Consider the following 15,387-nt stretch of genomic DNA (forward strand, 5'->3'; position numbering starts at 1 on the left):
AAATATATTTAGCCTGTAACAACCACAGGTAACTAAAAATCAAAAATTGTTCAACCAAATAACGAAAAAAATGAAACGTATATTAAAATCTATTGCGCTAGTCTCATTAGGAATTATGATCAGCACAAGTTGTGCTAACTGGAGTAATACCGCTAAAGGCGGAGCTGTGGGAGCAGGTACAGGTGCTGCCATTGGCGGAATCCTGGGAAATAAAAATGACAACACAGCCAAAGGTGCTATTTTAGGTGCTGCTATTGGCGGAGTTACTGGTGCCGCTATTGGTAAATACATGGATATGCAGAAAAAAGATCTGGAAGAGGAATTGGGCGAGAAAGCAGAGGTGGAAAGAATAGGAGAAGGATTAAAAGTAACCTTTGAATCGGGTGTACTTTTCGATTTCAATTCCAGTAAATTACAACCAGCCGCACAAAGCAGTATCGAAAAAATGGTAGAAACTTTTAAAGAATATCCCGATACAGATATTCGGGTAATTGGTCATACTGATAGCAAAGGTAGTGATAAGTATAACCAAAAACTTTCTGAAAAAAGGGCTAAATCCGTAGTGGATTATGCAACAGCTTTAGGATTGGAAAGAAACAGGTTAATCTCTATTGGTTTTGGTGAGGAAGACCCGGTGGCTTCCAATGAAACAGAAGCTGGTAGAGCGGAAAACAGAAGAGTAGAATTTGCAATTTATGCCAATGAAGAGTTGAAAAGAAAAGCAGAACAAGGTGAAATTTAATCCCTTTTAACCTAAACCAATAACCTCACATTTTTGCAAAACCTGTTCATTACAATGAACAGGTTTTGCTGTTTTACAGGAAAAATAATTCCTCTCCCAGCCATTAATTTCCAAATTTTCAGGATTTTTATTGGGACAGCGTTTTGGCAATTTTAAGCATCTGTGCTCCACACCAGGTACTCCAAACCGGATACTATTATACCCTAGAAATAGTAATCTCTCAATCAGACTTTTATGGCAAAATAATATCTGGTTAATTTTGAATTATTACTTATTAGGGTAAAATTTTGTGAATTCGGCTGGTGGTCCAATTCCCCAATATCATAGAAAAAATTCCACATTTTCCCCAAACTAGATTTAGCCAATTTAAAACAAAAATTTTATATCTATTTGATTATTAATACTTTATGTTGTTATGGCAATTTGCCATGCAAAATGGAATAATTATTACAAATAGAGAATTGACCCTGCTACAATTGTGAGGGAGAATATCAAAATCAAATTATAACCTTAAAACTAAATTGTTATGAAATCAGCTAAAACAAAATTAATCGTAGGTCTGTCATTATTAATCGGATCCTTATTCGCAACTGTCACTGCATTTGCCCAGGGACCTTCAGTTGGATTAAAAGGCGGTCTGAATTATTCTTCCTTACAGGTGGAAAATGTAAAAAATGAGAGTTCCAGATTGGGGTTTCATGCGGGTATTGCTGCCAAATTCCCGATCACAGATGTAGTGAATATCCAGCCAGAGATTGTCTATTCCAATAAGGGAGTGGAAGCCGAATATGATATTGCCACATTTGAGGGAACAAACAAATTGAACCTGAACTATATAGATGTACCCGTGCTTTTGGTATTTGATATCGCAGAAGTTTTTAATCTTCATGCAGGTATTTATGGTTCTTATCTTTTAGATGCCAAAGTAAAATCTGATGGTGATTTTGGAAGCGGAGCCACCGACCTGAATAAAGAAGATTTTAATGAATTCGACTATGGTGCTTCATTTGGTGGGGGTGTAGATTTAGGAAGAGTAGAATTGGGAATCAGATACAACAGAGGATTGAGAGATGTGGCCAATTCTGGTGTTTCCAATCAATTTGTAGGGAATTCGAGAAATTCTTTATTACAGGTTTACACCATTATAGGATTAAAATAAAACTTCAAAGTTTCAATTATAACCTAATGCTAACAAAAGAAAAAAGCACACCTGTTTAGGTGTGCTTTTTTTCCTTATTTCAAATGAAGGTTTCATCACTAATTCATTTCTTCAATTACCTGAGCCCCATCCGGCACATTAAAGAAAGATGATTCTAATTCCGGTTTAAATACCACATCTGTCACTACTGTTTTAGTAACATATTCCTGTACAGTATCCTCTCTATACATAAAAGTCCTGTGCAGGCCGGCAAAGGAAATTCCATTGACCAACTGCCTGTTTTCATATGTCATTAGTTTTTCAGGGGTATGACCACCTTCAGGGAAAAATCCCGGATAAGAAACAATATACCTAATAACATCTATCAGATGAGTTTCCCGATTAATATAAATAATATAATAATCTTCAGGTGCATCCCCCACATTTTCCTGGTAGGTAACCTTCACCAGATCATAAATTTTATTTTCAAATTCCTTCCCCTCTTCAAATAAAGATAATTTTACCCCCTCATCGCTAAATACAAAAGGCATACTCACAAAATAATATGGGGTAAGCGACCAAAATCTGGGATTAATTTTCAGGTCATTTTCAACTGAAACCTGCCAGGCTTTTTCCCCATCCCAACCAAAGGAAACCTCTGGGTTATCTGGCAAATAATGCCTGCTTCTTGCAGACCAGGTGTCTATCGTCTGGTAAGTATCCCTTACGGTTTTGGCAGTATCCAATGGCCGGTAATTGAACCGGAAAAAAACAGGTCCGTTGTTATACCATTTCTCCAATCCTCCATGTGCTTCTATAGATTCCCAAACCAGTTTGCCTTCAGGTGATTTGTTTAATCTTTCCTGGGCCGCAAGTACTCTTGTGGTCACCCAGTCCTTTTCGGGTTTTACTTTATTTGATTCCTTTCCTTCCGAGTTTTTTTCATGCTGAACATTTGTATTACAGCTCCACAAAAAAGTGGAAAAAATAATTATTAATTTGCAATGGTTTACCATGTTTTTTTAAAGAATTAAATTTCTCTTTGTTTTAGTTGATATTGATTTCAGATTGCAGGAACCGGATTATGAAAAAAAAGTTCAATTCTATATTTTACCTCTGTAGAATAAATTACCCAAACTCCTGAAAACCATGGGTATTTTCATCCCCGAATTTCACGCAAAATTTTTTATATTAATCTGAAAATCAATTACTTATATAAAATATCATTATTTTTTCATTAAGCTGGTAAAAACATCAGTTCAATGGAAAAAGAATTAACAGGTACTACCAGTTCGATTAGAAATACAATACGGCAACAGGAAGAAGAAGAAAGGTTATGGATTCCCGAAAGGTTTCATCCTTTTTTTGAAACCATGGCGAAAATTGCCAGATTTATTGGAAGGTTTTTCAAAAACTTATTCAATCCACCTTTTGAAACCACAGCATTTCTCGATCAATGCTATAAAATAGGATATCAGTCACTTTTATTAATAGGAATTACTGCAGCCATTGCAGGTGTGGTATTTAGCCAGCAATCCCGCCCTTCTCTGGTGGCCTTTGGAGCCCAATCCTGGTTGCCTTCCTTTGTTTCCATAGCAGTGGTAAGGTCATTGGGCCCACTGATTACTGCCTTGATATGTTCTGGAAAAGTGGCTTCAAATATAGCAGCCGAATTGAGCTCCATGCGGGTTACAGAACAGATCGATGCCATGGAAGTTTCCGCAACCAAGCCTTTTAAATATCTAATTGTAACCAGGATTTTGGCCGCTACCATAATGATTCCCATTCTCACCATTTTTGCGGATACCTTATCGTTGATGAGCTCTTTTCTTTCAGTAAATATTTTAGATCAAACCAGTTTTAACCTGTTTTTTACAAAGGTTTTCGAAGCCATAAGCTTTCTGGATATCATTGGGTCCATCTCAAAATCAGTATTTTTTGGATTTGCCATAGGGGCAGTAGCCTGCTACAAAGGTTACTACGCCAGCAAAGGAACCGTAGGTGTAGGAAAGGCAGCAAATGGAGCTGTAGTCACTTCCATGTTCCTCATATTCATTATCGATTTACTTGCACTTCAGGTCATTACATTTTTCAGGTAAAAAATGGGAGACTCAATAACCAAATAAAAAATTATGGAAGATCAATTAGAAATGAAAAGCAAACCATTGACAAGTACCACTCAAAAGGAGATTGTCACGGTGCAAAACATTTATAAATCATTCGGAGAAAAAAAGGTACTGCAAGGTGTGAGTTTTCATCTGAAAAAAGGTGAAAACCTGGTCGTATTGGGAAAGTCAGGTACCGGGAAATCCGTATTGATAAAATGCCTTGTTGGATTACTCTATCCCGACCGGGGTAGTGTGAACGTGTTGGGAGAAAATGTGTTGGAACTTGATCCTGTAGCCCTGGATGCACTAAGGCTTAAAATTGGGTTTAATTTTCAAAATAGTGCCTTGTACGATTCTATGACAGTGAGGGAAAATCTCGAATTTCCTTTAAAGAGAAACTTCAGGGAAATGACTGAAAAGGAATTGGATAAAGCAGTAGATGAAGCCCTGGAAAGTGTTGGACTTTCTCATACAAAAGACCTGATGCCATCTGAACTCTCTGGAGGTATGCGAAAAAGAATTGGTATTGCCAGAACCCTGATTCTGAAACCGGAAATAATGCTTTACGATGAGCCTACCAGCGGACTGGATCCCGTGACGGCAAAGGAAATTAACGAACTGATTGTGGAAGTTAAAGAAAAATACCACACTGCTGCAATCGTGATTACCCACGATATCAGTTGTGCCAGAACCACAGGAGACCGTATAATGGCCTTGGCTGAAGGAAAAGTTTTAGAAGCAGGAACATTTGAAGAAATTTCCAAAACAGATCATCCGGCCCTCAAAGCATTTTTCGATTATTAATTAGTACAGCATCAAAAATCAGGAAATTGAAGGGAAAAAGCCCCATACAGGTATCCTCAAAATATTAATCTCATAAAAATTAGAACAATGAAAAAGCAAAATAAATCAAGAACTATAAAATTAGGCGTATTTGTCACGCTGGGTGTGGCACTGCTTGTAACTGCTATGCTAATTCTGGGTACGCAATCCAAAATGTTTGTGTCTAAATTTCCCCTGAAAACTACTGTAAAAAATGTGGAAGGACTAAAAGAGGGAGATAATGTCTGGTTCCTGGGGGTGAAAATAGGAGTGGTAAAAGCAATCGAGTTCGGAGGCAGAAATTCACTGGATATCACCATGTTACTGGACGAAAATATCAAACCCTTAATTAAAAAGGATTCGAAAGCAGTTATCAGTTCTGATGGAGTATTGGCAGGAAATAAAATTGTTTCCATTACACCTGGAAGTGGCAATTCAGCTGCAGTGGAAGAAGGAGATGAAATTGCTTCTGAGGTGCCTTTCGACACGGATGAAATCATCACTACTTTATCTGAAAATAATGATAACCTGGCTGATGTAACCAGAGACCTCAAAGTAATCACAGAAAGAATTGTTTCAGAAGAAGGTATCGTGGGAAACCTGATTTCCGATGAAACCGCTTCACGCAGATTTGAAAATATCCTGCAGAACCTTGAAAAAACAACTGCTGCTACGCTAATGGTTACGGGAGATCTGGCTAAGTTCAGTGCCAAACTGAATGATAAAAATAATCCTCTTCAAATGCTGATGGCAGATACTTCAATCTATTATAATCTCCACCAAACGGTAAATAATTTTAATCAGGTCAGTCAGGATGCAGGCCAAATAATAGAAGAACTGGTTCAAACTTCTCAAAAACTTAATCAGGAAGATAATACAATTGCCCTGCTCACTGAAGATGAAGAATTTGCAAAGACTTTGGAAAACACTATGGAAAACCTGGAAGAAGGATCTGCAAAGCTCAATGTAAACCTGGAAGCCATGCGGGAAAACTTTCTTTTCAGGAGATATTTTAAAAAACAGGAAAAAGAAGCCAGAAAAGCGGAGAAAAAAGCACTTTCGGAAGGCTCAAACGATATATCATTTAATGATTAATTACCAATACATCCTAAGAGCATGTTTAAATTTTAACTGTTTTGCTGCAAATGCCCATTTATGAAACCAAGCTTGAAAACCTAAATTTTAAACACGCTCTAAACAATAACCTACTACACACAAGAATCCACTGGTAAATTTTTGCCAGTGGATTTTTTATTGATAATGCCCTATCATTTTTATTCACTCTGTTTTTTCATAAAAAAAAGGATGAAGAACCATCTTCATCCCTTTATTATTTTGGAACTAAAATCACCTATTAGATTTATTTTGAATATTTTTAAGCAGGGGGATCCTGTTTAGTTACTTTCTTCCAAACCGTTACGAGACCTTGTTCGGTTGCCAGTTTACCTAAACTGATTACCACTCCTGAAAGAATTGTCCAACCCAGTAGTTTCTTAAAATTTCCTGTAGATTGAATAGATTGAGATTTTTTGGGGGGCTCTTTTTCCTTCACTTTCTTAAAGCTTTTACTTAGTCCCTTTTTCATGACTACAGCAGTGGCCAGGGAAGCCACAGTTGATAGCCCCTTCCAAATATTATTTTGTGATGTTATGGCCATGTCTATTTATTTTTTGGTTAAAAAATTCTGATATAATAACATTATAGAAGAATTTGTACCAAAGAAAGAAATCATAAGTACTTAAATTATAAGATGCTTAAAATCAAATACTTATGATATAGGTAAATTGTAATAATCCTATTATAGCTGTAGGATATTTTACCCAATATTGTGGAATTAGGGAAACTATCAGTAGCTGTCCCTAAAAGTAGAGCATTATTGAATTACCGGTTTCCCAGCTCTTTTTCAGCACATTTAGACATCATTTTCATGGCGGTTCTCTTTTTTTGAAGGTCTTCCACAATGGAAATAAAAAAACCAAAAGTCTCTACAGCTTTATCAATTATGATACTGTAATCAGCATCTTCCTTTTCCTCCTGGTTTAACAATTCCTGAATTTCTCTCCAATACTCCCCTGTATCTCCTTCATACCCTCTGAAAAATGTAAAATCTGATATAAACTTTAAGGTGGGGTTCAGGACCATTTTCCTTAAAATAAATTTACCTCCCAGTGTAGCTCCTTCGCTTACATAAAGTACCCCCAATGCTTCTTGCAGATTCCCAACTATTAGTTGGCTTGTAGGTTGAGTCTCATTTAAAAACTTTTCTCCGTCAATTCCTTGTTGAAGCAGGTCTTTCAGTAACCACTCTGTTTTTTTCCTTTTCCCTAAATCCAACACATTCTTTTCATTTTGGGAAAGTCCCTTTTCGAGGGCCTCTTCCAGGTGTGCATGTGCCAACAGATTGATCAACAGAAGTTCTTTAAACTCAGCTACGGATAATGAATAATTTAAAATTTTCTCCTGGTATAGTAGCTTTTCTAAAGCCTTATGCTGGTCGGAGGTCGCTTGTCTTAGTTTTCCTAGTATCATTTTGTGTGGGTTATAAATCTGGGCTGATCGAGTTAAAAAAATAATTTAATTGAAAGAATTTTCATTCATAACTGCTGAATCTAAACATCTCTTTGAATCTTGGAGTATAACCGAATCCAGTTCAGGCAAAGCTGATTAATTACGACAAATTATGGAAGTGATATTACTCAAAGGTACTTCAGCTAAAAAGAGATTTCATGTTTAAATTGGATAAATATGGGCCCAAGAGGGATTTTTCCATGGTTGGAAAAAACATGGAATAGAAACAAAGGGAAACAGACAACCATGTTTTTATCCAAATTTATCTTAAAATAATTAAAGTACTTCCGATTGAAAGCGCTTTACAAATTCACTTGGCAGGCTTCCAAATTTTTCCCTAAACCGCCTTGCAAAATGACTTTTATTGGAATAACCTACCTTGCTGGCTATTTCTTCGATATTCAGGGTATCTTCCAGGAGCAAAAGCTTTGCTTTTTCAAGTCTTTCTTCTCTTAGGTATTTATATATTGAAGTGCTGTAAATAGTTCTAAAACCTTTTTTCAATTTGTATTCATTGATTCCGGCAAGTTTGGAAAGGGCTTTAATGGTTGGTGGATTTTTCAAATCCTTTAAGAGTAAATCTTTCGCCTTTTTAATTAGTGCTACATCATTTTTTCTAAGCAAAATTCTGTTTCCTTCAGACATCATATCGTCCTGATATTGTTTAACCTGCAGGGAAAAAAGTTCCTGGGCTTTGGATTCCATATAGGCCTTTCTAACGAGTCCTTCATGCGTATTGGAATAAACTTCATTGATACACTCGGCTATCGCAAAACTGTAGTTGCTTTGGTAGTAGAAAGAATGATTTCCACACTTATCCCTAAAAGCAGACGCTAGTTTTTCAGGAATTGAATCCAAATCACAATTGATTTTCTTCAGAAAGGCTTCCCTGTTAATTTGCAGACTACACAACTGAATTTCCTGGTTGGCCGGTAACGTAATTTTTTGGTCACAAGTCTTTTTTGAGGCCGTAATAGAGCCTTGCAAAGGGCTCAAACCATACTGAATAAAATCGGAATCGATGGAATGAAATGTTTCCCCTTTTAAGGAAAATAAAAACTGCAGAGGTTGGAAATCGTGCGGTTGATATTTGATTTTTAAATCGTCTTTTAACTCGCATTTTACCATAAGCAAAGCCAACCCAAATGGAAAAGATAGTCCTTTAATAACACCGATTCCAACTGATTTTGGCAAACTCACCATACCCTCCTCACAATCGAACTCTGGTTGTACTTTCAATTGTTGGGCAAATTCAGCAACAATCTCTTTTATTTTATGGGAACTTAAATAGATTTTCATGGCTATGAGGCTTTTTTACACTTGTGGGTAAAAACTTCATACCACATCCCATTAAAAGAACTTTACACTTTGTAAATCACTGAAAATGAGACAACTAATCATTATTCATATTTTAATAAAATGTGTAGAAGTTGTAGGATAATTTCCACATAATTGAGGTAAAGATCCAGAGGTAAGAAAGCATCATTCCAAAAACAAAACAATCCTTTTCAGGTTATAATTAATCCATTCTAGGATGTTTTTTATTAAATTTTGGCAAATATTCCCAGTACCTTTATAAACTGAAAAATACCAAGCTTTTTTACCTATGGAATCAATGCCAATTAAAGTCGACTTAATAAACTGTGCTGACGAACCTATACATATTCCTGGAAAAATCCAGCCTCATGGCTTCCTGATTGGAGTTAACCAGGACGACCTGAAAATTACCCATGTAAGTGAAAATATTGAAAAATTTATCCATCTAAACTATCAGAGCTTACTTTCAAAATCCCTCCATGAACTGCTGCCTGAGGAACAAATAAACCAGATTAAAGACTGGCAAAAAAATAAATTACATCCCATATTACCCCATACAATTCGGTTTACACATCAACCGGCCAGTTCATTTTTATTTAATGCCCTGATCTACCATTCCGGAAACTATATTATTCTGGAACTGGAGCCTAAAATGGGAAATGACCAAACCATTTCAGGAGAATTCTATTCCACGGCACATTCTATTTTTGAAAAACTATCTGAAAAATTTCAGGACAACACACCATTTCAAATTTTGGCAGATGAATTAAAACAGGTTACCAGATATGATCGAGTGCTTATCTACAAATTTGACGAGCATTGGAATGGTTCCGTGATTGCAGAATCGAAGGAGGATAGTGTAAAACAGAGTTTTTTGAATCATCATTTTCCGGAAAGTGATATTCCTGCACAGGCCAGAGCACTATACCTTAGTAACTGGGTAAGGGTTATTCCGGATGTAGATTATCAGCCTGTAAATATAATTGCCCCCGACAAAGTTACATTAGATCAGTCTCTTTCACCTTTGCGAAGTGTTTCTCCCATTCATATTGAATACCTGCAAAATATGGGTGTGAAAGCCACCATGGTCATTTCCATCGTGTGCAATAACAAACTTTGGGGTTTGATTTCCTGTCACCATTATAGTCCCAAATTATTTAGTTTTCCAGAGCGGAATAATATTGAATTCATAGCGCGCTATTTTTCCAATTTTATTTCCATTTACCGGGAAAAACTGGATGTGACTGCATTCAATAAACTGCTCAAAATAAAATCAGAACTGATACTGCAAAGCAATGAGCAGAAGAGTCTGGAAAAAGGCTTATTTAAAGGAAGGGTAAACCTGCTTGACCTGATCGATGCAGAAGGTGTAGCCTTTTGGGATCACGGAAAATTGACTAAATCAGGAAATTGCCCTTCCAGGTCAAACTTGGAAGCCCTTGTCAATTGGCTGGATAAAAAAAAGGTGGAAAATGAATTTCAAACCAGGAATCTATCTAGCGAACTTCCCAAAAAAATGGAATGGGATCCTCATTTCAGTGGATTACTAAGTATAAAACTTTCCAAGCAACAAAGCCAGTATATCTTTTGGTTCCGACCGGAAATTATTGAAAGTAAATCCTGGGGAGGAAACCCTCATAAAGTATTTGAAAAATCGGAAGAAGGGTTCAGACTTTCCCCAAGAAAATCTTTTGAAAAATATCTTACAATGGTAAAAGACCATGCCCAGCCCTGGAGTGAGCCGGAAATTAAGATTGCCTCCAGACTGAGAGAGCAAATTGTAGAGATTTTAAATAAAAATGCGGAGGACCTCAGGCTCCTGAATGAAAAGCTTGAGAAATCAATTAAATTAAAAAATGATATTTTGGGTATTCTGGCTGTTGACCTCCGAAACCCAATAAATGTGATTCTGGGCTCTAATGAAATTTTGAAAATGGAAAACAAGGGGATGCTTTCCGATTCAGAAGACAAGGAGTATTACCTGGAACTTATCGAAAAATCCTGCAAAAGAATGGATGGTATTTTAAAAGATTTACTCGATTCGGCTTCTATGGAAGATGGAAATTACCAAATCTTTCCGAAAAAGGTAAAACTTAACAAATTCCTGAATAAGATTTTGGCCAACCAAAAAAGCCAGGCGCATAAAAAAAATATGGTGATAAATTCCAGGCTGAATGCTACTCATGATACCGTGAAAATTGATGTAGAAAAATTTTCCAGGGTAATAAACAACCTGATATCTAATTCAATTAAATTCAGCTATAATAACAGCAATATCGAAATTGAAACATTCAATAGAAATAATCAAATTGCCATAAAAGTGATCGATTTTGGAATAGGCATGAACCAGAAACTTCTGGAAAAACTATTTGAAAAATTTTCTACCGTAGGAAGAAAAGACCAGAAAGGAGAACAATCAACCGGCCTTGGAATGTATATCATTAAAAAGATTGTGGATTTACATGGGGGAAAGATAAAAGTAAAAAGTGCTCCTCAGAAAGGCACTGTATTTACCTTGTTTTTGCCACTTTCAACCTGAGCCTGAGTTCCTTCTAAGGCATTGGTGCTCCTCAGACTTTGATTGTAGGAGATTTTCATCAAAAAAATTCAACTATTGTGGAATTAATTGTAGAATTTTTTCTACAGTTGTGGAAAAAATTCCATTATACCTACTAATTTTTGTTTCAAACAACTCTTTCAATTTTTAAATTTTGATTCTCCATACAGGATGAAAAATTTTGAAACCAGGAAAATTAAGAATATAAAATGATCTGATTGTCAGTATTTTATATGCGTTTTTCATATATTCCGATACACCGATAAAACCTGGAATAAAAATTAGGATACACCATGTAAAAAATGAGATATTTTTCCCCTGTGGAATTTGCCCCATTTTTGACTTAATTTAATGGAATATGTTACTTTTTTTCCACTATTTCTTAGCCTAATCTAGCAATTTGTTATTCAAATTAATAAATAAGGAAAAACAAAAGCGCAATTAAAAATGTTTAGACACTGGCTAATTTCACATTTTTAACCCTAGGCATATAACTATCTTTATGAGTAAAATATTAATAATAGACGATGATTTTGATATCTGTAAACTGCTTACAAGATTTTTTTCCAAGCATGGCTATGAGACTTTTGAAGCCCATAATGCCAAAAGTGCCATTGATTTTTTAAAAGAAACCGCTGTTGATCTGGTTCTTACCGATTTCAGACTTCCCGATGAAGATGGCATCAGTTTATTACAGAAAATTAAGTTATTAAGACCCCAGACACTGGTCATCATGATTACCGGATATTCCGACATCCGGATTTCGGTAAAAGCAATTAAAGCAGGAGCATTTGATTACGTGACCAAACCACTTCACCCGGATGAAATTCTTTCTACAGTAAAATCTGCTTTAAAGAAAAAAAATACGGTAAATACTCCAGCTCCAGCCAAGCAAATACCCCAACGGTTTATTCATGGTACAAGTCCGGAATCCCAGAATGTATTAAAGCACATCAAACTGGTGGCTCCTACTCAAATGACCGTGGTGATAGAAGGAGAAACCGGAACGGGAAAAGAATATGTGGCCAATACCATTCACAATTTTAGTAGCCGTGCGGGAAAACCTTTTGTTGCGGTAGATTGTGGAGCGCTTTCCAAAGAACTGGCCGGGAGTGAACTTTTCGGGCATGTAAAAGGTGCTTTTACCGGTGCCATCGCTGAAAAAACAGGATGTTTCCAGGAAGCCAATGGCGGTACCATTTTCCTTGATGAAATCGGGAACTTACCCTATGAAATCCAGGTGAAACTACTCCGGGTGTTGCAGGAAAGAAAAATCTCCAAAGTAGGTAGCAATAAGGAAGTTCCCATAGATGTTCGTATTGTGACTGCCACCAATGATGACCTGAGAAAATCAGTTGCTGATGGCAGTTTTAGAGAAGATTTATACCACAGGTTAAATGAGTTTAATATCACCCTTTCACCACTCAGAAAAAGGAAAGAAGATATCATTCTCTTTGCCAATCATTTTTTGAGAAAGGCTAATGAAGATTTGGGAAAAGACATTTCCGGATTTTCATCTGATGTGGTAAAAATTTTTAATCGCTACCCTTGGTATGGCAATTTAAGAGAGATGAGAAATGTGGTGAAAAGAGCGGCATTAATCACTCAGGGAGAATACATCCAGCAGGATGCCCTACCCCATGAAATTACCTACCATCATGCTGATAGCTTTAGTTTTGACCATGAGGAAGAGGAAAACATTACCGATCTGAAATCCTCTGCTGAGAAAGCTGAAAAAGCAGCCATCATTAAAGCTTTACAGGAAACAGATAATAATAAAACCAAAGCTGCAAAAGTGCTTAAAATTGATAGGAAAACCCTCTACAACAAACTTAGGGATTATGCCATTGATTTATAATTTCTAAATTTTTTTACCTAAAAAACCTGACTTAATAATTTGTAAGTCAGGTTTTTTTGTGTGTGCGGGTTAATACACAATAAATGCTAAAAATTATCCCGGCAGAGTCTTTATGGAAAGATAACCCTGCCGGGATAATGACTAAGTGTGTCAAATGAGGAATGGTTTTTAATACACTTCCTGATATTTCAGGGCTTTGGGAATTAATCTTTTTAGTTTATTAATTCTGGTTTCAGGAGAAGGGTGAGTAGATAAAAACTCCGGTGGTCTGCTCTCTTGTCCTGTTCCTGCATTCATTCGCTTCCAAAACTCAGGTGCTTCATTAGGATCGTACCCTGCCATGGCCATAAAATAAAGTCCCATTTCATCGGCTTCAGATTCATGGGCACGGCTATAAGGCAACATAATTCCAATCTGAGAACCAAGTCCAAAAGCTGTTAAAGCCAGTTGCTGGGTGGCCTCTGGTTTTTTACTCAGGGCAGTCATTAAAGTCATTCCGCCAAGTTGAACAGCCAGTTCCTGGCCCATTCTTTCGTTTCCGTGTTGGGCGATGGCATGGGCAATTTCATGTCCCATTACCACAGCGATGCCATTTTCATCCTGGCAAATAGGCAAAATACCTTCATAGAAGGCTACTTTTCCACCAGGCATGGCCCAGGCATTTTTCTGATCGCTGGCAATTAAATTAAATTCCCAGTCAAAACCTCTCATTTCTTCTTCCATACCATTGGCTTTAAAATAGTTTTCCACTGCCCTTGCAATTCTTCTCCCTACCCTTCTCACCATTTCAGTTTGGGCTTTATTGGTGGATAATTGACTTTGGGCTAATACCTGGTCGTAGCTTTGCTCACCAAGGGCAAGCATTTGGGAAGCCGGGAGTGGGGCAAATTGAGATCTTCCTGTAATGGGTACAGTACTACAACTATAAATTGTGAGCACTAAAAATATAGTAAAGAGGGCTAATAGCTTTTTCATTTTTCTAAAATTTAGGTTGAACAGTTTCTAATGAGAAGGAGCAGGGAATAAAGCTATTCCTTCCTCCTTCTTAAGGCTGATAATTATCGCTAAATTCGCTGGCCTCTGATCAGTCGGAAAATTATGGCAACCACTGCAATCACTAGTAATGCATGAATTAAACTTCCTATATTAAAAACAAAAAATCCTAGTAACCAACCTATTACCAACAGGATAGCTATAAAATACAATAGATTTGACATGACGTTTCAGGTTTGTTGAACATTATTTTTAATTATTGAATCAAATTTCCATACCATGAAACTAAATGTGCACTTGATTAGATGGAAATAATTAAAACAAAAGACTGATTATCAGATACTTAAATAGAAATGTTCATATTTATCGAGGTATTCACCCTTTTCATTCCTTTCAAAAAAATGGGGAAAAATAACCACAATAAAACCCCAAAAGTGAGTATAAAATTTCTCCAAAAATGCCAGCTTATTTGCAGTGTTATCTTTTTAATAAATGCCTGATGGCCTTACAAATCGTTTGAAAAATTCTACAATTATGTGGATTTTCCTCGTCAAAATTATTTTTTAAGCACGAAACGATCATTTTCTTAAATAGCTTATTTTCAGGGGTTTAAAGCCTAATTACTTTTCAATGGCATAATTGGCAAGCAATTGTGATTATATACATCACAAAATCATTTAGTTAACCTAAACTTTTTTATCATGTTAAAAAACATTTTAATAATTTCCGGATTATGTAGTGCGCTTGTCTTTTCATCGTGTAACTCAAAATATAAAGATGATGCTCAGGTAGAATCAACTGAGGAGATAAATGAAGCTAAATTCTCTCACAATGATGACAAGGAAGACGATGCAGAATTTTTAGTGGAAGCAGCCGGCTACAATATTATGATACTTGAAATCAGTGAGATTGCCAGGAAAAAAGCCATTTCACCAAGAGCTCAAAGTTTGGCCAAATCAATGGCTACAGAACACCAAATGGTTAAAGATCAGTTGAGCAGTATAGCCAGAGAAAAAAGCATTGTGCTCCCTGTAGAATACGTAAGCAATGAGCACAATACTAAGGAGAAATTTATGGATATGGTTCCAGGCGAAGATTTCGATGAAGCCTATGTAGAGTTTATTGAAGATGCACACGAAAAAATTAAAACTGAATTAGATGATATAGACGAAATCAATGATTCAGAAATAAAAACCTGGGCAAAATCTTTTATTTCAAAAGTGGAGATGCATGAAGAAATGGCCGATGAGATGGAAGATAAAATAGACTAATTTCCATTTAAAT

14 protein-coding genes are annotated in these 15,387 nt (G+C 36.4%); 8 read left to right on the forward strand and 6 right to left on the reverse strand.

Features of this window, described 5'->3' with window-relative positions; all coding sequences use genetic code 11:
- Positions 1 to 70: 70 nt before the first annotated feature.
- Entirely contained in the window at positions 71 to 742 is a 672-nt protein-coding gene (locus tag A3EM_RS0111220; protein WP_026210236.1) for a YiaD family glycine zipper/OmpA-like lipoprotein, read from the forward strand.
- Positions 743 to 1,268: 526 nt separating this feature from the next.
- Positions 1,269 to 1,901: a porin family protein gene (locus A3EM_RS0111235; protein ID WP_020528310.1), complete on the forward strand. Its 633-nt coding sequence runs from the start codon at positions 1,269 to 1,271 to the stop codon at positions 1,899 to 1,901.
- A gap of 98 nt (positions 1,902 to 1,999) precedes the next feature.
- On the opposite strand, the gene A3EM_RS42130 is transcribed toward A3EM_RS0111235, so the two are convergent.
- Positions 2,000 to 2,896: a DUF6503 family protein gene (locus A3EM_RS42130; RefSeq protein WP_020528311.1), complete on the reverse strand. Its 897-nt coding sequence runs from the start codon at positions 2,894 to 2,896 to the stop codon at positions 2,000 to 2,002.
- A 246-nt stretch (positions 2,897 to 3,142) separates the two neighbouring features.
- Here A3EM_RS42130 and A3EM_RS0111245 point away from each other — a divergent pair, with 246 nt between their 5' ends.
- From A3EM_RS0111245 to A3EM_RS0111255, 3 genes are all read left to right on the forward strand, one after another.
- Entirely contained in the window at positions 3,143 to 3,979 is an 837-nt protein-coding gene (locus A3EM_RS0111245) for an MlaE family ABC transporter permease (protein ID WP_020528312.1), read from the forward strand.
- A gap of 33 nt (positions 3,980 to 4,012) precedes the next feature.
- Positions 4,013 to 4,792: an ABC transporter ATP-binding protein gene (locus A3EM_RS0111250; RefSeq protein WP_245576496.1), complete on the forward strand. Its 780-nt coding sequence runs from the start codon at positions 4,013 to 4,015 to the stop codon at positions 4,790 to 4,792.
- Positions 4,793 to 4,879: 87 nt separating this feature from the next.
- Positions 4,880 to 5,905 carry an MlaD family protein gene (locus A3EM_RS0111255; RefSeq protein ID WP_020528314.1) on the forward strand — a complete coding sequence of 342 codons (1,026 nt, stop codon included), beginning with the start codon at positions 4,880 to 4,882 and terminating at the stop codon, positions 5,903 to 5,905.
- Between the two features lie 280 nt (positions 5,906 to 6,185).
- Here A3EM_RS0111255 and A3EM_RS0111260 read toward each other — a convergent pair whose 3' ends face one another.
- The 3 genes from A3EM_RS0111260 to A3EM_RS0111275 form a co-directional block, all read right to left on the reverse strand.
- Positions 6,186 to 6,467 (reverse strand): DUF4235 domain-containing protein, encoded by a 282-nt coding sequence (locus tag A3EM_RS0111260; RefSeq protein WP_020528315.1) that lies wholly within the window; start codon positions 6,465 to 6,467, stop codon positions 6,186 to 6,188.
- 224 nt (positions 6,468 to 6,691) lie between these two features.
- On the reverse strand, positions 6,692 to 7,339 hold the full coding sequence (locus A3EM_RS45745) for a biliverdin-producing heme oxygenase (protein ID WP_020528316.1): 648 nt from the start codon (positions 7,337 to 7,339) through the stop codon (positions 6,692 to 6,694).
- 315 nt (positions 7,340 to 7,654) lie between these two features.
- Entirely contained in the window at positions 7,655 to 8,677 is a 1,023-nt protein-coding gene (locus tag A3EM_RS0111275) for a helix-turn-helix transcriptional regulator (protein ID WP_020528318.1), read from the reverse strand.
- A gap of 316 nt (positions 8,678 to 8,993) precedes the next feature.
- Between A3EM_RS0111275 and A3EM_RS0111280 the strand changes: the two genes are divergently transcribed.
- Both A3EM_RS0111280 and A3EM_RS0111290 read left to right on the forward strand, forming a co-directional pair.
- Entirely contained in the window at positions 8,994 to 11,234 is a 2,241-nt protein-coding gene (locus A3EM_RS0111280) for an ATP-binding protein (RefSeq protein WP_020528319.1), read from the forward strand.
- 520 nt (positions 11,235 to 11,754) lie between these two features.
- Entirely contained in the window at positions 11,755 to 13,110 is a 1,356-nt protein-coding gene (locus tag A3EM_RS0111290) for a sigma-54-dependent transcriptional regulator (RefSeq protein ID WP_020528321.1), read from the forward strand.
- A 168-nt stretch (positions 13,111 to 13,278) separates the two neighbouring features.
- On the opposite strand, the gene A3EM_RS0111295 is transcribed toward A3EM_RS0111290, so the two are convergent.
- A complete protein-coding gene (locus tag A3EM_RS0111295; protein ID WP_020528322.1) occupies positions 13,279 to 14,085 on the reverse strand; it encodes a M48 family metallopeptidase in 807 nt (268 codons plus the stop codon).
- Positions 14,086 to 14,174: 89 nt separating this feature from the next.
- Positions 14,175 to 14,327 carry a lmo0937 family membrane protein gene (locus A3EM_RS47505; RefSeq protein WP_157637837.1) on the reverse strand — a complete coding sequence of 51 codons (153 nt, stop codon included), beginning with the start codon at positions 14,325 to 14,327 and terminating at the stop codon, positions 14,175 to 14,177.
- A gap of 477 nt (positions 14,328 to 14,804) precedes the next feature.
- On the opposite strand from A3EM_RS47505, the gene A3EM_RS0111305 reads away from it, so the two are divergent.
- Complete coding sequence (locus tag A3EM_RS0111305; RefSeq protein WP_020528324.1) at positions 14,805 to 15,374, forward strand: DUF4142 domain-containing protein; 570 nt, start codon at positions 14,805 to 14,807, stop codon at positions 15,372 to 15,374.
- Positions 15,375 to 15,387 lie beyond the last annotated feature (13 nt).

Origin of the sequence: Flexithrix dorotheae DSM 6795 (assembly GCF_000379765.1) — a bacterium.
GTDB lineage: Bacteria > Bacteroidota > Bacteroidia > Cytophagales > Flammeovirgaceae > Flexithrix > Flexithrix dorotheae.